17 protein-coding genes are annotated in these 18,536 nt (G+C 35.8%); 1 reads left to right on the top strand and 16 read right to left on the bottom strand.

From position 1 onward, the window contains the following. Nucleotides 1–2: 2 nt before the first annotated feature. The 8 genes from fabG to accB all read right to left on the bottom strand — a co-directional run bounded on the left by fabG (nt 3) and on the right by accB (nt 6,375). On the bottom strand, nt 3–728 hold the full coding sequence (fabG, locus tag G7059_RS05620; RefSeq protein WP_166081102.1) for a 3-oxoacyl-[acyl-carrier-protein] reductase: 726 nt from the start codon (nt 726–728) through the stop codon (nt 3–5). After that, nucleotides 721–1,614 carry an ACP S-malonyltransferase gene (locus G7059_RS05615; RefSeq protein ID WP_166081101.1) on the bottom strand — a complete coding sequence of 298 codons (894 nt, stop codon included), beginning with the start codon at nt 1,612–1,614 and terminating at the stop codon, nt 721–723. The genes fabG and G7059_RS05615 overlap by 8 nt, the downstream gene beginning before the upstream one ends. Nucleotides 1,615–1,617: 3 nt before the next feature. Further along, a complete protein-coding gene (locus tag G7059_RS05610) occupies nt 1,618–1,842 on the bottom strand; it encodes an acyl carrier protein (protein ID WP_166081100.1) in 225 nt (74 codons plus the stop codon). A gap of 63 nt (nt 1,843–1,905) precedes the next feature. Next, a complete protein-coding gene (locus tag G7059_RS05605; RefSeq protein ID WP_166081099.1) occupies nt 1,906–2,871 on the bottom strand; it encodes a beta-ketoacyl-ACP synthase III in 966 nt (321 codons plus the stop codon). Next, nucleotides 2,861–3,763, bottom strand: coding sequence for an acetyl-CoA carboxylase carboxyltransferase subunit alpha (locus tag G7059_RS05600; RefSeq protein WP_166081098.1), 903 nt, complete (start codon nt 3,761–3,763; stop codon nt 2,861–2,863). Before G7059_RS05600 ends, G7059_RS05605 begins: the two co-directional genes overlap by 11 nt. Next, the gene (accD, locus tag G7059_RS05595) at nt 3,763–4,614 is read right to left on the bottom strand and encodes an acetyl-CoA carboxylase, carboxyltransferase subunit beta (RefSeq protein WP_166081096.1); all 852 of its coding nucleotides are present in this window, start codon (nt 4,612–4,614) and stop codon (nt 3,763–3,765) included. The genes G7059_RS05600 and accD overlap by 1 nt, the downstream gene beginning before the upstream one ends. A gap of 1 nt (nt 4,615) precedes the next feature. Then, complete coding sequence (gene accC, locus G7059_RS05590; RefSeq protein WP_166082075.1) at nt 4,616–5,962, bottom strand: acetyl-CoA carboxylase biotin carboxylase subunit; 1,347 nt, start codon at nt 5,960–5,962, stop codon at nt 4,616–4,618. Beyond that, nucleotides 5,962–6,375: an acetyl-CoA carboxylase biotin carboxyl carrier protein gene (accB, locus tag G7059_RS05585; protein WP_166081095.1), complete on the bottom strand. Its 414-nt coding sequence runs from the start codon at nt 6,373–6,375 to the stop codon at nt 5,962–5,964. The genes accC and accB overlap by 1 nt, the downstream gene beginning before the upstream one ends. 80 nt (nt 6,376–6,455) lie before the next feature. Between accB and fabV the strand changes: the two genes are divergently transcribed. Beyond that, entirely contained in the window at nt 6,456–7,592 is a 1,137-nt protein-coding gene (fabV, locus tag G7059_RS05580) for an enoyl-ACP reductase FabV (RefSeq protein ID WP_166081094.1), read from the top strand. A gap of 87 nt (nt 7,593–7,679) precedes the next feature. Here the strand turns inward: fabV and aspS are convergent, their stop codons facing one another. The 8 genes from aspS to G7059_RS05540 all read right to left on the bottom strand — a co-directional run bounded on the left by aspS (nt 7,680) and on the right by G7059_RS05540 (nt 18,530). Continuing rightward, nucleotides 7,680–9,416, bottom strand: a complete 1,737-nt coding sequence (gene aspS, locus G7059_RS05575; RefSeq protein ID WP_166081093.1) for an aspartate--tRNA ligase — start codon at nt 9,414–9,416, stop codon at nt 7,680–7,682. 2 nt (nt 9,417–9,418) lie between these two features. Then, nucleotides 9,419–10,708: a histidine--tRNA ligase gene (hisS, locus tag G7059_RS05570; RefSeq protein WP_166081092.1), complete on the bottom strand. Its 1,290-nt coding sequence runs from the start codon at nt 10,706–10,708 to the stop codon at nt 9,419–9,421. Between the two features lie 358 nt (nt 10,709–11,066). Beyond that, complete coding sequence (locus tag G7059_RS05565) at nt 11,067–11,651, bottom strand: LemA family protein (protein ID WP_166081091.1); 585 nt, start codon at nt 11,649–11,651, stop codon at nt 11,067–11,069. Between the two features lie 223 nt (nt 11,652–11,874). Further along, nucleotides 11,875–13,248 carry an MATE family efflux transporter gene (locus G7059_RS05560; protein ID WP_240920443.1) on the bottom strand — a complete coding sequence of 458 codons (1,374 nt, stop codon included), beginning with the start codon at nt 13,246–13,248 and terminating at the stop codon, nt 11,875–11,877. Nucleotides 13,249–13,408: 160 nt separating this feature from the next. After that, entirely contained in the window at nt 13,409–14,032 is a 624-nt protein-coding gene (locus tag G7059_RS05555) for a Type 1 glutamine amidotransferase-like domain-containing protein (protein WP_166081090.1), read from the bottom strand. A gap of 117 nt (nt 14,033–14,149) precedes the next feature. Continuing rightward, a complete protein-coding gene (locus G7059_RS05550; RefSeq protein WP_166081089.1) occupies nt 14,150–16,345 on the bottom strand; it encodes a bifunctional (p)ppGpp synthetase/guanosine-3',5'-bis(diphosphate) 3'-pyrophosphohydrolase in 2,196 nt (731 codons plus the stop codon). A gap of 48 nt (nt 16,346–16,393) precedes the next feature. Beyond that, the gene (locus G7059_RS05545; protein WP_166081088.1) at nt 16,394–16,906 is read right to left on the bottom strand and encodes an adenine phosphoribosyltransferase; all 513 of its coding nucleotides are present in this window, start codon (nt 16,904–16,906) and stop codon (nt 16,394–16,396) included. Between the two features lie 28 nt (nt 16,907–16,934). After that, nucleotides 16,935–18,530, bottom strand: coding sequence for an Ig-like domain-containing protein (locus G7059_RS05540; RefSeq protein WP_166081087.1), 1,596 nt, complete (start codon nt 18,528–18,530; stop codon nt 16,935–16,937). Nucleotides 18,531–18,536 lie beyond the last annotated feature (6 nt).

The raw sequence follows: 18,536 nt of genomic DNA, 5'->3' as shown, positions 1-18,536 counted from the left end.
TCCTAAATTACCAGGCCACCACAAACATTCAAAGTCTGACCAGTAATATATTTCGCTTTATCACTTACCAAAAAACTTACGGCATTAGCAACATCTTGAGCTTCACCAAACGTTTGTAAAGCGACATTTTTAAGAATTTCTTTTTGCAGTGACTCTTCAAGATTTGCTGTCATATCTGTCGCAATAAATCCAGGAGCAACACAATTCACTCTGATATTACGAGAAGCAAATTCCTTAGCAATACTCTTAGAAAATCCAATGAGTCCTGCTTTAGACGCTGCATAATTAGCTTGACCCACGTTTCCTATTTCTCCAATCACTGAAGTTATGTTCACTATTGATCCTGCCTTCTTACGTAGCATCGCTTTTGCGAATACTTTCGTCATATTAAAGACACCCGTTAAGTTCACATCGATGACCTGTTTAAAATCATCATGAGACATTCTTAACATGAGATTATCCCTTACTACTCCAGCGTTGTTTACAAGCACTTGCAGTGCTCCGTAGTCTTCATTTACTTTCTTTGCGAAAGCTTCACAAGCTTCAAAGTCGCTTGCATCAACTCGAAAGAGTTTCATTGAATCTGTTTCTAATTCTTTAATATGTTCATTTGAATACTCACGTACATACGTACCAATCACAAAATATCCATCCGCTTCCAATTGCTTCGCAATTCGATATCCAAGTCCTTTTGTAGCTCCTGTTACGAGTGCTAAATTCTTACTCATACAAATCTCCTAACGATACTGCATCATAGATATTCAATGTTGCCGTATCTTTTCCACATATTTCTTTAACGAACTTACTCAATTGTCCTTTAGGTCCAATTTCAATAAATAGTTCAACACCGTCTTCGTTCATTCGTTTAATCGTATCTGCCATTCTTGTGGGATTGGATATATGTTGACTTAAGGTATCGACAAATCCATCCTTTTGATAGCTTGCTTGGATATTGTTGATAAAAGGAACTTCAGGAGCCTTGAAGTTTACACCCTTTAGTTCTTGTCTTAGAAGTTCACTAGCAGGCTCTAAAAGACTCATATGTGATACGGTTGACATTTTTAATGGTATTACCATTTTCACTCCACCTTCTTTTAAGAGAGGAATAGCTTTATCTAAGTTCGCTTTACTTCCTCCAATCACAATTTGTGAGGGAGTATTGATGTTGCATACTTCAACACCCGTGTCTTTTAGAAGATTGCTTACAGTATGAACATCAGTCTTTAAACATGCTGCCATACCACTTGTATAAGGTTCTAAGGCATTATTCATAATATGTGCCCTCTTGTTTATTAGCGCTAAGCCATCTTCGAAACTTAATGAAGAAGCACTTGTAAGAGCATTGTATTCACCCAGTGATAATCCAGCTACGATACTTGGCTTATACCCTTGTTTCTTTAAGAGTGTATCAATCACATGTCCCAATACATAGAGTGCTGGTTGCGTATAGGAAGTCATGGACAATTCTTCTTCAGTCAAATTTAAAATATTGTAACCTAATATTTTCTCTGCAGTCTGATATATCTTCTTCGCATCATCATGTTCCGCAAGATCATGTCCCATACGGACAAATTGCTGGCCTTGGCCAGCAAATAAGTATCCTATTTTCTTCATAACTTAATTCTTTGACTCAATGTAGGCAACAATGTCATTCACTGTCTTAAGGCTTACAATGTCTTCAGTAGGAACTTCAAAGTCATACTCTCCTTCAAGCTCCATGACGATTTCCATAACTGCAATTGAATCAGCGCCTAAATCATCTAAGATTAATGCATCTTCCTTAATATCTGCTGCTTCAATATCTAAAATTTCTGCTACTATTTCTTTAATTTTTTCGTTCATATTTTTATCCTCCAAATTACTTTGATATTCAAACTATATATATTTCTATTTCTAATGTCAAGTTTAAATCCATTCTAATAACACAGCACCGTAGGTTAAACCTCCACCAAAAGCAACAAGAATTACTTTCATTCCTGATTGTAATAATCCTTTTTTATTGGCTTCGTCCAGTAAAATTGGAACACTTGCTGACGATGTATTTCCATACTTACTGACATTTGATAACATCCTTTTAGTATCTATTTTCAAAGATCGTGCTCCACTATCAAGGATTCTCTGATTCGCTTGATGTGATATTACATAATCTATATCATTGGTTTCTAAATTATTCTTCACTAACAAATCTTTTATTGTTTTATCCATGATTCGAACAGCATATTTGAAGACATCCGAGCCTTTCATTTCAAAGTAAGACTCTTTCTTTGTATCTCGTTCTACAAATGGATTGGAATAGTCGGTGCTATTTTTCATTGTAATGGATTCATTGATATCATCTTCACCACCAATAATGGTATCTATGGTTCCTTTATCTGAGGTTTCTAAGACAAGTGCTCCAGCACCATCTCCAAAGAGTATGGAAGTGGATCGGTCTTCAAAATTCATATAACGTGAATTAAAATCAACTCCGATGACTAATACTTTTTTATAGATGCCAGAGACAATATAGGCATGTGCGACTTGATATGCATAAATAAACCCTGAACATGCAGCATTAAGGTCAAAGGATGGGATAGGTCGTGTAATACCTAGATTAGCTTTTACTTGATTAGCAACCGTAGGAATAAAACTATCAGGTGTATACGTCGCTACTACGATACAATCAAGTGTTTCGACATCAACTGTACTACAGGCATCTTTGGCTGCTTCTGTAGCCATTCTAGCTGTTGAGATATCTTCATAACGACGACTCTCAATACCTGTTCGCTTGCGTATCCATTCGTCATTTGTATCCATAATTGATTCTAAATCAGCATTACTAACTTTCACCTCAGGGATATAACTTCCCGTGCTTACGATTCTAGTGCTCATGAATAACATCACCCATTTCTCGAAACTTCATGTATCGTTGTTTTAAGTACTGCTTCGTTTTCATTTTCTTAAAAATTTGAATCTCGCGGACAAGTCTTTCTTTCAAGTAGAATGCAATTTCTTGTCCATCCTCTTTTTCCTGAATCACTTCATCGATGACTCCAAGCGCATAGAGTTGATCACTTGTGATTTTCATACTGTCTACGATTTCCGATGCTTTTGAAGCATCCTTATAGAGAATTGATGCAAAGCCCTCAGGAGATAAAATACTGTAGATAGAATGTTCTAACATCCACACACGATCGGCAACAGCAAGAGCAAGAGCTCCCCCACTTCCCGCTTCTCCTAAAATAATCGCGAATGTAGGAACCTTTAGTTCCATCATCGCTAGTATATTCTGAGCTATCGCTTCACCTTGTCCCCGTTCTTCGGCACCGATTCCAGGATAAGCACCCGGAGTATCAATCAATGTAATGACAGGTCGATTGAACTTCTCTGCTTGTTTCATAAGTCGTAAAGCCTTACGGTAACCTTCAGGATGAACCATACCAAAATTCGTCTTAATACTATCTTCCGTATTCTGACCTTTAATAACTCCAATGACAGTTACAGGGATACCTCCAAGCATTCCAATTCCACCCATGATGGCTCCATCATCACCATAATAACGATCACCATGAAACTCAATAAAATCATCAACCATTTCTTGAATATAGAACTTGGCACCCAATCTGTTCTTATCACGAGCTACCTGAACTTTATCCCAAGCTGTTAACTTACTTTGATATTCATCTTTCAACATTTTCAATGATAATTCTAAATGTTCTGTATTAAAATCCTGTTTCTTGAGTTCTAAAATCTCATGTTCTAATCTTTTTATTCTTTCATTCATTACTTCACCTCGTGAATCCTGAGTATTTGCGATAGTGTGTTCTTTAAATTCTTACGTTCTACTATCGCATCCACAAATCCTTTTTCAAGAAGAAACTCTGCTCTTTGGAATCCTTCAGGTAATGCTTTCTTCATTGTTTGTTCTATCACTCGCGGGCCTGCAAAACCAATTAAAGCACCTGGTTCCGCTAAGATAATGTCTCCTAGCATGGCAAAGCTTGCAGTGACACCTCCTGTAGTAGGATCAGTTAAGACATTGATAAATAAACCACCATGTTCATGAAACTTACCAACAGCACCACTTGTTTTCGCCATCTGCATAAGACTAACAAGCCCTTCTTGCATACGAGCTCCACCAGAAGCACTAAAAATAATCAAAGGTTTCTTTTGTTTCATCGCTCTCTCGAAGGATCGTGTTACTTTTTCTCCGACCACACTTCCCATTGATCCCATCATAAAGTTTGGATCCATAACAACGGCAATAATTGAGTGTTCTCCTATTTTTGCTTCACCACAAACAACAGCATCATAAACTCCTAAGGACTCACTTAAGCTGTCTAATTTTTCTTGGTATCCTGGAAAAGCTAGTGGGTCTTTTGACTTAACAATATGGTTAAAAACCTTAAACTCATCAAAAGTGGCAATGATTCGTTCTACTACATGCATACGGTAATGATAACCACAGGCATCACATACCCATAGATTTTTCGCTAAGTCGATGCGGTCATGAATCTTATCACAATTTAAACATTTACTATAAGCACCTTCAGCAATCTCTGGTTTGGATAAAACAGAGTCGATGCCTTTAATCTGATTTACTTTTTTCTTTTTTGATTCTAGTTTTCTAAACATACTAACCTACTTTCAAAATCTTCGAAACTAAGGATGTATCGTATTTATTATCCTGAAATGATTCATTCAAGAGAATATCCAGTTGGAACTCTACATTGGTAGTAATTCCATCCACATCAATTTCTTCAAGACAGCGAATCGCTTTTTCCATCGCTTCATCACGGTTTCGTGCATGAACAATAACTTTAGCGATCATTGAGTCATAGTAAGGTTGAATTTGATAACCCTGATAGAGAAATGAATCAATACGTACACCATTGCCACCAGGAAAATGAAGACTGTTAACTTTTCCAACCATTGGCTTGAAGTTATCATACGGATCTTCTGCATTGATTCTAATTTCAATTGCGTGTCCATTGCTTTCTAAGTCCTTGGAATTAAACGAAAGCTTTTTACCTTCCGCAATACGAATCTGTTCTTTCACAATATCAATACCTGTAATCATTTCAGATATTGGATGTTCCACTTGAACTCGGGTATTCATTTCAATAAAATAAAAGTTTTCTTTATTGTCCATGATGAACTCTAGAGTTCCTGCCGATACATAGCTAACTTTTTTTGCTGCTTGTAAGGCAACCTTGTATAATCTTTCTTTAGTTTTCTTACTTAAGTTTTGTACCGGTGCTTCTTCAATCATTTTTTGGTTATTTCTCTGTACCGAACACTCTCTTTCGAATAAATGAGCAACATTTCCAAAAGTGTCTCCTAAAATTTGAACTTCGATGTGGCGCGGATTCTCTACAAATTTTTCCATGTAGACATCCCCATTATCAAAGGCATTTTTAGCTTCTTGTTGGGCTTGATTCAAGGCGTCTGCAAGATTATCCTCGTGATAACATACTCGCATTCCTTTACCTCCGCCACCGGCAGTAGCTTTAATCAACACAGGATATGTAATTTCTTGTGCTATTTTTTTTGCTTCTTCTAACGATGAGATTAAGCCTTTAGAGCCAGGGACAACAGGAACCCCTGCTGCTTGCATAGTTTCTCTAGCACTCTGCTTATCTCCCATCATCTGCATTGTTTCAGCTTTAGGACCAATGAAAACAATCCCAGAGCGTTCACACGCAAGTGCGAACTGTACATTCTCACTTAGAAATCCATATCCAGGATGAATAGCTTGAGCCTGTGTATTAATAGCTGCTTGTAAGATTGCTTGTTGGTTCAAATACGAGTTCTCGAGTTGATGATTCCCAATACAAACTGCCTCATCAGCAAGTGCAACATGCAATGAATCCTTATCTACAGTTGCATACACTGCAACCGTTTGAATGTTGAGCTCACGACATGCCCGTATAATTCGTACTGCAATCTCACCACGATTAGCGATAAGAATTTTCTGAATCATCATGATGCAATCACAAATAACTGTTGATCAAAATCAACAATATCTCCATCTTGTAATAGTACTTCTTGAATCACACCTGATTGATTTGCTTTAATTTCATTCATAACTTTCATTGCTTCAATAACACAAAGTACATCACCTTTCTCAACACGTTTCCCTACTTCCACATATGGGTCAGCGCTTGGATCTGGCTTAGAGTAGAACACCCCAACTAATGGCGACTTAATACTGTTACCCTTTGATTCTGTTGGTACTGCTGCTTGTATTTCCGCTGGTGTACTTAGTAATTCAACAGCTCTATTAGCACTCGCTTTCTTGAGGTGAATCTCAAAATCTTTTGTTTTATAACCCAGTTCTTCTAAATTTGATGTTTCTAATATCGTAATTAATTGCTTAATATCTTTCGTATTCATGACTACCTCCTAAAAATAGTTTGATATTCAAACTAAATAATAATATAATGAATTTGGTAAGTCAACTAGGAGGAACACAGATGACAATTAAACCGTTAATACGAAACAATATTGCTCTTAATGCAAATCCAGAAGGATGCCGTCAAAACATACTTAATCAAATTGAAGAGTTAAAAGACCTTGAACTAATTACTGAAACACCACTAACAGTACTTATTATTGGAGGTAGTTCAGGCTATGGGTTAGCTTCTAGAATTGCTCTAACTACAAAGGCCAATGCATTTACTTATAACGTAAGCTATGAGCGTGAACCTAAGGGAAAGAGCAGTGGTAGTGCTGGTTACTACAACAATCTTTATTTTCAAGAGATTGCGAAATCTATGGGTAACGAAGCAATCGATTTAAATGCCGATGCTTTTTCTCACGAAACAAAAGACAAGGTGATTAATGATTTTAAAACACACAACAAAAAAATAGACCTTGTAGTTTATTCAGTAGCTAGTGGAATTCGAATTGATCCCGATACACAAGAAAAATACCAATCAGCACTTAAGCCAATTGGTAACGAATTTAGTGGTTATCTTGTAGATATCGCAAAAGAGAAACTTGAATTATCGACACTAGAACCTGCAACAGATGAAGAAATCGCAAATACTGTTAAGGTTATGGGTGGCGAAGATTATTTACTCTGGGCAAAAGCTCTGCAAGAGGCTGATGTTCTTAATCAAGACTGTAAATTTGTAACTTACACATATATTGGATCAGAGCTGACGTATCCGATTTATAAAGATGGAACAATTGGCCACGCAAAGCGAGATTTGGAAAAAACAAATAAAGAAATAAATAAAATTCTGAGCCCCCTTAATGGAACTGCTATTATCAGTGCCTCAAAAGCAGTCGTTACAAAAGCTTCTGTTTTTATTCCAACAATGGGATTGTATGCAAGTGCTCTTTTCAAAGTTATGAAGGAAAAAGGAACTCATGAAAGCATTGTACAGCATAAGTACCGCTTGTTTAAAGACATGATCTATGGAAATAAAGCAATCATTGACGAGGATGGAATCTATCGTTTGGATCATTTAGAAATGGATTGCGATACGCAAGAGAAGACGAAAGAGCTACTTGCTCATCTCGACGTCGAGAACTTTCAAGATAGCGTTGATTTCGACACATTTAAGATCGACTTTCTTACATTAAATGGATTTATCGATAACTAAAGTAATGTATCTCATTGCTTAAAAAATACATTATTCTAGTATGCAAAAAAAAGCTATAACGACGGTACTGTCATTATAGCTTTTACTTTATTCTTTAACTATTTTTAAGTGCAGTTCATCCAATTGTTTTTCAACAGCAGGACTTGGTGCATTTGTAAGTGGGCATCGTGCGGATGCAATCTTAGGAAAGGCAATAACATCACGGATTGTTCCTGAGTGTGTCAGTGCCATTGCATAGCGATCAAGACCAAATGCAATTCCACCATGTGGAGGTGTACCATATTTAAAGGCATCCACAAAGAATCCAAAACGTTTTTCAATTTCTGCTGGAGTAAATCCAATCATTTCAAAGAGTTTTTGTTGGAGTTCTTGTTTATAGATACGCATGGAACCACCAGCTACTTCAAATCCATTAAGTACTAAGTCATATGCTTGTGCAATGACACTTAGTGGATCAGTATCAAGTAATGGGATATCTAACTCTTTAGGAGCTGTAAATGGGTGGTGACGAGCTACTAGTACTCCCTCTTCCATTGCAAACATTGGGAAATCAACAACCCAGCAGTATGCAAATTGTGTTTCATCAATCAATTCATAGTCTTTACCAAGTGCTGAACGTAGTGCACCGATTGCAGTACAACATGTTTCCCATTCACCACTACCGATGAATACGACATCACCAACAGTTAAGTTAAACTTAGCTTTCATAGCAGCAAATTCTTCTTCACTGATAAATTTAGCAGCAGAACCACTTAGTCCTTCTTCTTCAACTTTTAAGACAACTAAGCCTTTAAGTCCGTATTTTTTTACTAGATCTGTGTATTTGTCAGTAACTTTACGAGTAACTGTTCCAGCCTGCCCTTTTAAGATTAAACCTTTTAAAGAATCTCCTTGTGCTAAACTATCACTAAAGACTTTAAATTCAGACTTCGCAAAAATATCTTCAAATGATTCTAAGAATAATTCAAAACGTAAATCTGGTTTATCACTACCATACTTATTCATAGCATCCATAAACTTAATTTTTGGAATTGCTGGTTTCTCATGACCCAATACATTTACCATAACATTGTTTACAACACCTTCGATAATGTCTTGGAACTCTTCTTCACTTAAGAATGATGCCTCAATATCAACTTGTGTAAAGTCTAATTGACGGTCTGCACGAAGGTCTTCGTCTCTAAAGCAACGTGCTACTTGGTAATAACGCTCCATACCAGCAATCATTAATAATTGTTTAAAAATTTGTGGTGATTGTGCAAGTGCATAGAATTCACCAACGTGGACACGTGAAGGCACAAGATACTCACGAGCTCCTTCTGGTGTGGACTTTGTAAGCATTGGTGTTTCAACATCAATAAAGCCTTGTTCTTCTAAAGTATGACGCATTTCTTTAACGATTTGCGCACGAGTAATAAGACGGTTTTGCATTACTGGACGACGTAAGTCCAAATAGCGATACTTTAAGCGTGTTTCTTCTAGAGCATCTGTTTCATCTGCAATAATAAGTGGAGTTTGAGCTGCTTCGTTGATGATTGTTACTTCATGTAAATCAATCTCAATATCACCTGTTGCTAGTTTAGGGTTCTTGTCTTGGCGTTCTCTTACAAGTCCCTTAACTGAAATTACATATTCACTTTTTAAACTTTCAACGATTGGATATTCATCGTGATTGACTACGAGTTGTACAATACCACTACGGTCACGAAGATCAATAAAGTTAATCGATCCAAAGTTACGACGTTTCGCAACCCACCCTACTAACTCAACTGTTTGTCCTACATGTTCAATTCTTAATTCTCCATTATGATGACTTCTCTTCATATTTATTCTCCTATCCATTTCTGTATCAATGCTTTCGCTTCATTTACTGCCACTTTTTCTTGTTCTTGAGTTGCTATGTTTTTAACTGTGATTAATCCTGCTTCACGTTCATCATCACCACAAATCAGTGCTATTTTTGCATGGTAACGATCAACCATCTTAAACTGAGCTTTCATCGACTTGTTTTCAATATCCATATCGCAAACAATTCCTGCATCACGCAATTCTTGAATCAATTTAAAGACGTAATTATTACATTCGCGATTCATTGGCATTCCAAATACATCAATTCTATCTTCTACATCAAATTGCACATTAGAAGCCTCAGCTAATATTAGAAGTCTCTCAACTCCCATACCAAATCCAACAGCTCCTGTTTCAGGACCTCCGAAATAATCAATCAAGTGATTGTATCGTCCACCTGCAAAGATTGTCGATTGAGCTCCTGCACCTTTGTCAGTTGAAACTACTTCAAAGACTGTGTGGTGATAGTAATCCAAACCACGAACTAAACGATCATCAAGTTCATATTCAATACCTTGAGTATCTAATATCGATAATAGATCGCTAAAGTATTCTTTTGAAGCTTCATTTAAGTAATCTTTGTTTGATGGTGCTGATTTCATTGCTTCATGATTATGATCCACTTTACAATCCAAGATACGTAAAGGGTTTTGTTCATATCGACGGTTACAATCACCACACATCGTTGGTAAATAAGGTTTAAAGTGGTTCTTTAAAGCAAGTTTATAAGCTTGTTGGCTTTCTTCATCACCTAAAGTATTAATGAGTACTTTGTATTTAGTAATGTTTAACTCTTTTAGGATTGTAAGTCCTACTAAAAGTGATTCAACATCAGCATATGGATTTGATGGTCCAATAAATTCTGTTGCAATCTGAGTATGGATACGCATACGACCTTTTTGTGGACGTTCATATCTAAAGTTAGGTGCAATATAGAAGTATTTTTGGTAACTTCCACCTGTTGCATATAATTTGTTTTGAACAAAGGCACGAGCCACACCAGCTGTACCTTCTGGACGTAGTGTTAATGAAGGACTTTCACCATCACGATTTTTAATGACAAATGTATACATTTCTTTATTAACAACATCACTTGCATCATTTTTTCTACTAAACACTTCTGTATGTTCATACATTGGTGTTCTTATTTCTTGTGCGTGGAAACGATGACAAACTTCTCTCGCTAGTTTTTCAATGTATTGCCATTTCTTTACTTCTTCACCAAAGATGTCTTGTGTACCTCGAGGTGCAATGTATTTTTCGCTCATAGGGCTCTCTCCTTCTCTTAAAATATATAAAAAGGCGCTACCAAGGACGCATTAGCGTGGTACCACCTTTGTTTTTCACTTAAATCTTTAACGCAGATATACGATAAACCTTTTCAGTTTATTTCTCACATGTGTCCCATTAATTCAATAGTAACACTTTTCACCAACCAGTGCTTCTCTAAACTATCTCTTTAACTTATTCATGATCAACGAATATAGTCGAATTCTATCATACTTTGGACCACTTATCAACTTATATTAGAAATACGATTGTCCCAAATAAGCGCTAATACTCAATTTTTATGAATTAAGCACACTTACTAAATTAGCAATGACTAGCATGTTTTAGTAAATAGCATTAAATATATTCTTTCTCTTGTATTTTTTTTAGAAACATTGAATTAGGAAACTTACGAATTAATACATTAAATTCCTTGATGTTACTATTGATGAATGTCTTTTGATCTCTCAAATCAGCAATTCTCTGCGTTATCTCTTCACTTGCTTTAACTATCGACTTATCCGACTTAAGCTCAGGAAAATTTGAAAGAGCATGACTAACATATACTAAATTATCAGTTGGATAATTCATTTTACTACTGAACGATAGATTTTCCTGTTTAATTAGGGAATCAATCTTTTCATTTATAGTTAGTATCATTTCAGCATTTGTCTCTTCGAAAATCGTATAATTACTGATAGATTCATTAATCGAGTTATCTAAGACAACAACTCCGTTTTTAACTTTGATAATATACTTCGAAATATTATAGATAGCTAAAACAATTACAGGTATCAAAATAATTAACGAAGTTACTAAATCAGATGTTTCATCATCAGGTATGAACTCAGTACCAAACAACCCATCTATCATTGTGAATACAAAAATCATAATAAATACCATTGCAAGGTAAATTATTATATTCTGAATCAATTTTTTCACTAGGTCCCCAACTTTCTCACCCAAATGCATTTACATTTGAGTCTTCAAACATTTAAGTTTAATCAACTACAATTTAATCACGGAACAATTTAATAATCAAGTGATTTTGATTCTCTAGTCTAGTATACCTTTACAATCTAGGAAACCAAAGTGTAGTTAGGAACTTGATAATCAGTCCAAAGCTTCTACACAACATAGTTCAAAACTCTATAATGTAATAATCCTATTCTGCACTTAGTTTTAAACTCACTTCTTGCTTTTTATTCTTAGAAACAATCCAGAAATAACAAAGACCATGGACTGATGCTGTTAATAACCAAGATATTGGATAAGAAATATATAATGACTCAAGAGTTCCTTGGGCTTTGAATACCGTAAGAATCCAAATGATTCTAAATGCACAGGCTCCTGTTAATGAAACAATCATAGGTGTGATTGAATAACCCAGTCCACGAATACTTCCTACTAGAACATCCATGATGCCACAGAGGAAATAATAGAAGCATACAATACCTAAACGAATCATCCCATAAGAAATAACTTCTTGATTCGAGGAATAGATCCCTAATAAGGATTCACCGAAAGCATAGGCACTCATTCCCATGACACATCCAACTATAACGACACAACTTAGTGATATGCGAAGTATTTTACCCACTCGATCATATCTTTTGGCTCCAACATTCTGACTTGTGAAGCTGAGTGACGTGTGGTAGAAAGCAATCATTCCGTTGTAAACAAAACTCTCGATGTTATTGGCAGTAGTGTTACCAGCTACTACGGTAGAACCAAAGCTATTGACTGAGGATTGAATTAAAACGTTAGAAATATTAAATACAGAGCTTTGAATACCTGCAGGTAATCCATAACGCAACATTTCATAGAATTTATCCTTATAGAATTTCATATTTCTAACATCACAATGAAGTATTGAATCTGTTTTCTTCATACTTAGAAGAATAAAAGTAGCCGCTACATACTGAGATATCGCAGTAGCTAGACCTACTCCTAAAACATCTAAGTGAAATACTGTAACGAAAATAACGTTCAGTGTCGCATTAACTACACCAGAAACAGTTAAAAAATATAATGGTCGCTTCGTATCTCCTGTTGCTCTAAATAAAGCAGCACCATAGTTATAGATCATTAAGCCTGGCACTCCTAAGAAGTACGCTCTCATATATTGTGTTGCAAGACCAATTACATCAGCAGGTACTCCTGTTAACAGTAAAAGAGGTTCGGCAAAAAGAAGTCCGAACACAACGATAATAATTCCTCCAAAACAAGAAACAAACATTGCTGAATTCACTGTTTCTGAAGCACTTTTCTTATCATTAGCCCCCAAGTAGCGACCAAAGACAACACTGGTTCCTACCGAGATACCAATAAATAGATTGACAATAAGATTAATCAAGGAGTTTGTGGATCCAACAGCCGCAAGTGCCTGCTCACCACTAAACTGACCAACAACTATAATATTCACAGTACTAAACATCAACTGCAACATTCCAGATAACATGATCGGAATGGAAAAACGAATGATACCCGACAGTAACGGACCATTAACCATGTCCACTTTCGTTCTATTCTTAAACATTAAGCTACCTTTTCTCTCTCTTATAACTTACTTTTATTTTAGCATTGATTTGTAAGTATCGATGAAGAGAGTTTGAATATTTGGTATGTAATTATGACATTAATGAGTAATAACTATGACTTTGTGAAATATTTCAAGATACGCACAAATTGTATATACATCATTGAGTGTTCTTAAACAGATGTATTACTCCTTCTTCATCAACGAGAAGTGCTTCGCCATCTTTTAAAGGAATAATTTCGGAATTGGTTTTACGACTGTACTCAGAACTTAGGTCATCAACATTAGGAAACCTATCATGGAGCTTATTAAAGTGAGGAAGTATTTCTACATCAGTAAGATCCATTGCACTTAAATCTTTTAGACCAACTGTATTTATATTCGAAGAGAACATATTAACCAAATTAATCGATTTTTGCATAACAAAACTTCCTGCACTCGTCCCTATGATAATATTGTTCTTTGAGAAATCTTGCAGAAACTCTTTAACTCCAGCCTTATTTAGACGGTCCAATAAATAAAATGGATTTCCTCCATTAAATTCAATGACATCCACCGTTTCAAGCATATCAATTGAATCAGTATCAAAATCAAATAAGACAACCTCTAGCCCTAAACTCTCAAGTTCACTTTTTAGTTTAGGAACATTCCAGTTATTTTCTTTATAGACGTCATCTGCAGTCACTACAAGTGCAGCTTTTTTGAATCCTTGTTTCTTAATATATTGATGAATTGTATAATGCAAATCATTATTTGATATCCCATTCGATGTAAGTACTAACATGATTTCACCTCTTTAGACTATGATAACCCAACTGTAGATCAATAATAACAAAACAAGTGAAAAAAGCACTCTTATACGACATTGGTATTCAAGAGTGCTTTCTAATCAAATAGTAACTTATAGAATAATACGGTCTACACGAATAACAGAATCAACTTTTCTTAAGTTCGCAATTAAGTTTCGTAAATGATCTGCATCCTTTACAATAACTCTCATTGTAGTTGTTACATGAATCTTATCGTCATTCACTGCTGAGTTAACTGCATTAAGCGTTACTTTGTGCTGCGAAACGATAGTGACAATGTCAGTAAGCAAGAAGCTACGATCTGTTGATAGGAGCGATAGAACAGCTTCATAGGTCCCTCCATCTGATTGCTCATCCCATTCAACATCTATAAGACGTGAAGTTTCTTTAGCAATATTGGGACAATCCTTACGGTGAACTTTGACTCCACTACCTTTTGTAACATAGCCAACAATTTCATCCCCATAAACAGGGTTACAACACTGACTAAGATGAATCATCATTGAGTCAATACCTGGAACTCGAACACCTGTACTGGAAGTAGTACGAGTTTGGGATTGAAGTGGATTCCTTGATACAACACGATCTAATTTCGTATTCTCCGACTGTCCCTTTATATCAAGCTTTTCAAACAAGGCAGCCATTGATAGTGATTTCGATGCAATCGCAAAGAATAAGTCATCCAGTGAGTTAACAGATAGTTCTTTATATGCAGCTTCAAGCTTCTTAGAGTTTCGAATTTCTTTATCATCAACACCACGACGACGACATTCATCTCTAAATAAAGTCTCACCTTTAGAGATTGATTCTTCTCTGTTTTCACTTTCTTTCTTCAATAAGAAGTTTCTAATTTTATTACGTGCATGTGTTGTTTTAACAACCTTCAACCAGTCTTCACTAGGTGTAGATTGCTTATTAGTACGTACTTGAACGACATCCCCTGTTTTTAAAGGAGTGTTAAGTGGCACAAGTGTACCATTCACAATAGCTCCAACAGTTTGGTGTCCAACCTCTGTATGAATACGGTAAGCAAAGTCTATCGGAGTAGCTCCGTTAGGCAAATCAATAACTCTTCCCTTAGGTGTCATAACGTAAACGTTCGCTTCAAAGATATCTTTTTGTAGAAGATTCATATAATCTTCAGCGTTTTGGTCAACACCTTCGGTAATCATATTGAAATCACGGAACCAGGATAAACGGTCCTCAATCTCTTTTTGATTAGCCGCTGCATCTGTACGTCCTTCTTTATACTTCCAGTGAGCAGCAACCCCTCGTTCAGCAACTTCATCCATTCGCTTCGTACGGATTTGCACTTCAAATATGTTTCCTTCCTCACCGACGATGGTCGTATGTAAAGACTGATACATGTTCATTTTTGGCATTGCAATATAATCTTTCAATCTTCCTGGGATTGGACGATAATTCGCATGGATATGTCCTAGTATTTCATAACAGTTTAACTCTGTTTCTGTAATAATACGAATCGCAAGAAGGTCAAGTATTTCATCAAAGCGTTTATGCTTTGTAGTCATTTTTTTGTAGATACTATAAAGGTGCTTAGAGCGACCAAATATATTGAATTGAATATTGTTTTCTAATAAGAGATTTGCGATATCTGTAATCATACGTGTCACAGAAGCATCACGCTCTGCTTTACGTGAATCAACAAGACGTGCAATCTCATAGTATTTATCTCGATGGAGGTAACTAAAACTTAAATCTTCAAGTTCATTCTTAATTTCTCCAAGCCCGAGTCTGTGAGCAATCGGTGCATAAACATCTAATGTTTCAGCAGCAATTTTTTGTTGTTTCTCAGGACTTTGGTATTGAAGCGTTCTCATGTTATGAAGACGGTCAACCAATTTAATAAAAATTACACGAACATCTTTCGCCATCGCAATAAAAATCTTACGGTGGTTTGCAGCTAAATATTCTTTTTCATCTTTAAATTCAATGTTACCAATCTTAGTAACACTTTCAACTAAGGTAGCAATTTCCTCAGTAAATTCTTCCGCTAACTCTTCTTTGGATACTCCTGTATCTTCAATCGTATCATGAAGGATACCAGCAGCAATTGTCGTTGGAGACATTCCTAAATCAGCAAGTATGTATCCAACATGTAAAAGATGTATTAGATATGGCTCACCACTTTTTCTATATTGTCCCTCATGATGTTCTTTCGCATAGGAATAAGCATGTTCAATTAACGCAACGTTTTCTTCTTGCGTTATGTATTTCTTTACTTCTTCCATTAGCTTATCATAGCTAATATCACGAAATTGTGCCATATAAATCACCCCTTTTATTTGTTAAAAAACGAAGTCTAAACTTCGTTATTAATACTTCATCAATGCTAAGATTTCAATGTCCTTAAGTTTGTCTCGACCGTTTAGGTCTTCAAGTTCAATTAAGAAACCACAACCAGCTACGACGCCTCCGAGTTCTCTTACTAATGAGACAGTCGCTTCAATTGTACCACCTGTTGCGAGCAAGTCATCGATAATAAGAACACGTTGTCCTTCTTTAATGCCATCTTTATGAATATGTAATTCATTTGATCCATACTCTAAGTCATATGCATAACTTACAGTTTCTCTTGGCAGCTTCCCTGGCTTACGAACAGGTACAAAACCAATTTCTAAAGCATAGGATACAGGACACCCGAAGATAAATCCTCTTGATTCTGGCCCGACAATAACGTCAGCATTAACTTGTTTAGCAAACTCTACAAATCGGTCAGTTGCCTCTTTGTATGCAGCTCCATCAGCCATCAATGGTGTAATATCACGAAAGAGTATTCCTTCTTTTGGAAAGTCTTTAATTGTTGCAATGTAATCTTTTAAATTCATAATTCCCTCCGAGTACCTTCCCATTATATCACACTTGTTTTATTTTCATACGTTTAATATAAACAACTCCTGCTCCCAGAAGAACAACTCCCAACACACCCGCTAAAACTATGATTGCAGTATTGTCATTTGAGTTTGATAACGCCTTAGAAGCAATAAGATATTGATTACCTGTTACATCAAATTCTAAGTGATCATTTACAACTGTAACTGATTGCGGATTTGCATCAACCACGTTGTTATTAATTGAATAAATAAATTGAATCTGTGTATTCTGCATATCCAATTCTTTGGTTGGTATGGATACCTTTGTATTCTCTGGCATACTATCAGCATTAAGAACCAACTCATATGTTAATCCATCTACTTGATTATAGAACTTTGACTTGCTATTTGCTTTATTCATTGTCAAAGCAATGTCGATGTTCTTATCAAGGCTCTCTGAGAACACATAGGTGTAGGACATATTTATATTATCACTCATTACCTTAATAGTTTTAAATTGAACAGATTCTTGACCTAATTCTTCAATAGGTACAATAATTTCTTGAATTCTTCTCATATCTGACGATAGGTTCGGAATTTTTATAACTATATCTAGGTTTTCAGAAATCGCCTTTTTTAAGTCATCAACCGATAACTCAACAGCATACTTTGAAGCACTACCTGAAAGTAGGTTCTTCAATGAGAAAACCATTGAATTGTTGTCTTTAACTCCATTAACACTTGCAATCTGAGCACCATTTGCATCCGTATGCGCTTCGACATTTACTTTTAAAGTCGTTGTGATTTTATCTATTGTTGCTGTGACAGTCGCAACCCCTGTTTTCAATCCGACAACTTTATTGCCTTCTATCTTAATAATATCTGTGTTCTCTGTCGTATAGACCGGTTCTTCAATACCAGTACTATCAAAAGGTACATAGATTAAACTTGGAATTTCCACTGATGAATCAACCGTTACAGAGACTTCGATGGGATTAAATTTAATCTCAACAAGAGGAGCAATAACATTCACCTCTATTGATGATGTATTCTTTCCAACAGTTGCATTAATAATTGTCTTACCTAATGTTAATCCTTTGACAACACCATTCTCAACTGTTGCTACTTTTGGATTCGAAGACGCCCAAATAATATCACTATTTGAAATCTTATCATTAGTGAGTGTGTATTCCAATTTGTATGAAGAATCACGATTTAAACGTATCGCATTGAATTGAAACTCAACTTTTCCTTCATACGTAAAAACACGAACATTTAAGTTCTTTTGATGAGTAACACCATCGATTTCAATTGAAACTGTGATAACTGTATTCCCTGTAGATAGAGTATTTACATAACCCTTAGCAGTTACAGTTGCAACACTTGGATCACTTGAAGTAAATGTCACAGCTGCTTCTGTTTCAACATTCAACGAATAGTTAATCTGTAATGACTCACTTAAAAGTATCTCATAATTAGTTTGACTAATAACTATAGGATTTTCTATCTTCTCTCCAGTAACTACATCTGTAGGTGTGTTTGCTACTAATCCATCGTCGGGATTTTCTTTTGTTTCCTCTGCATAAATTGGGTTAGCTGTTAAAATAACAAGTAATAAAACAAGTAATATTTTTTTCATAGTTAC

It is taken from the genome of Erysipelothrix sp. HDW6A, assembly GCF_011400295.1.
Taxonomy (GTDB): Bacteria; Bacillota_I; Bacilli_A; order Erysipelotrichales; family Erysipelotrichaceae; genus Erysipelothrix.
This window is presented reverse-complemented; position numbering and strand designations above follow the sequence as displayed.

Coding starts and splice junctions, on each gene's coding strand:
- fabG (WP_166081102.1), bottom strand. CDS start 728: ATGAGTAAGAATTTAGCACTCGTAACAGGAGCTACAAAAGGACTTGGA.
- G7059_RS05615 (WP_166081101.1), bottom strand. CDS start 1,614: ATGAAGAAAATAGGATACTTATTTGCTGGCCAAGGCCAGCAATTTGTC.
- G7059_RS05610 (WP_166081100.1), bottom strand. CDS start 1,842: ATGAACGAAAAAATTAAAGAAATAGTAGCAGAAATTTTAGATATTGAA.
- G7059_RS05605 (WP_166081099.1), bottom strand. CDS start 2,871: ATGAGCACTAGAATCGTAAGCACGGGAAGTTATATCCCTGAGGTGAAA.
- G7059_RS05600 (WP_166081098.1), bottom strand. CDS start 3,763: ATGAATGAAAGAATAAAAAGATTAGAACATGAGATTTTAGAACTCAAG.
- accD (WP_166081096.1), bottom strand. CDS start 4,614: ATGTTTAGAAAACTAGAATCAAAAAAGAAAAAAGTAAATCAGATTAAA.
- accC (WP_166082075.1), bottom strand. CDS start 5,962: ATGATTCAGAAAATTCTTATCGCTAATCGTGGTGAGATTGCAGTACGA.
- accB (WP_166081095.1), bottom strand. CDS start 6,375: ATGAATACGAAAGATATTAAGCAATTAATTACGATATTAGAAACATCA.
- fabV (WP_166081094.1), top strand. CDS start 6,456: ATGACAATTAAACCGTTAATACGAAACAATATTGCTCTTAATGCAAAT.
- aspS (WP_166081093.1), bottom strand. CDS start 9,416: ATGAAGAGAAGTCATCATAATGGAGAATTAAGAATTGAACATGTAGGA.
- hisS (WP_166081092.1), bottom strand. CDS start 10,708: ATGAGCGAAAAATACATTGCACCTCGAGGTACACAAGACATCTTTGGT.
- G7059_RS05560 (WP_240920443.1), bottom strand. CDS start 13,248: ATGTTTAAGAATAGAACGAAAGTGGACATGGTTAATGGTCCGTTACTG.
- G7059_RS05555 (WP_166081090.1), bottom strand. CDS start 14,032: ATGTTAGTACTTACATCGAATGGGATATCAAATAATGATTTGCATTAT.
- G7059_RS05550 (WP_166081089.1), bottom strand. CDS start 16,345: ATGGCACAATTTCGTGATATTAGCTATGATAAGCTAATGGAAGAAGTA.
- G7059_RS05545 (WP_166081088.1), bottom strand. CDS start 16,906: ATGAATTTAAAAGATTACATTGCAACAATTAAAGACTTTCCAAAAGAA.
- G7059_RS05540 (WP_166081087.1), bottom strand. CDS start 18,530: ATGAAAAAAATATTACTTGTTTTATTACTTGTTATTTTAACAGCTAAC.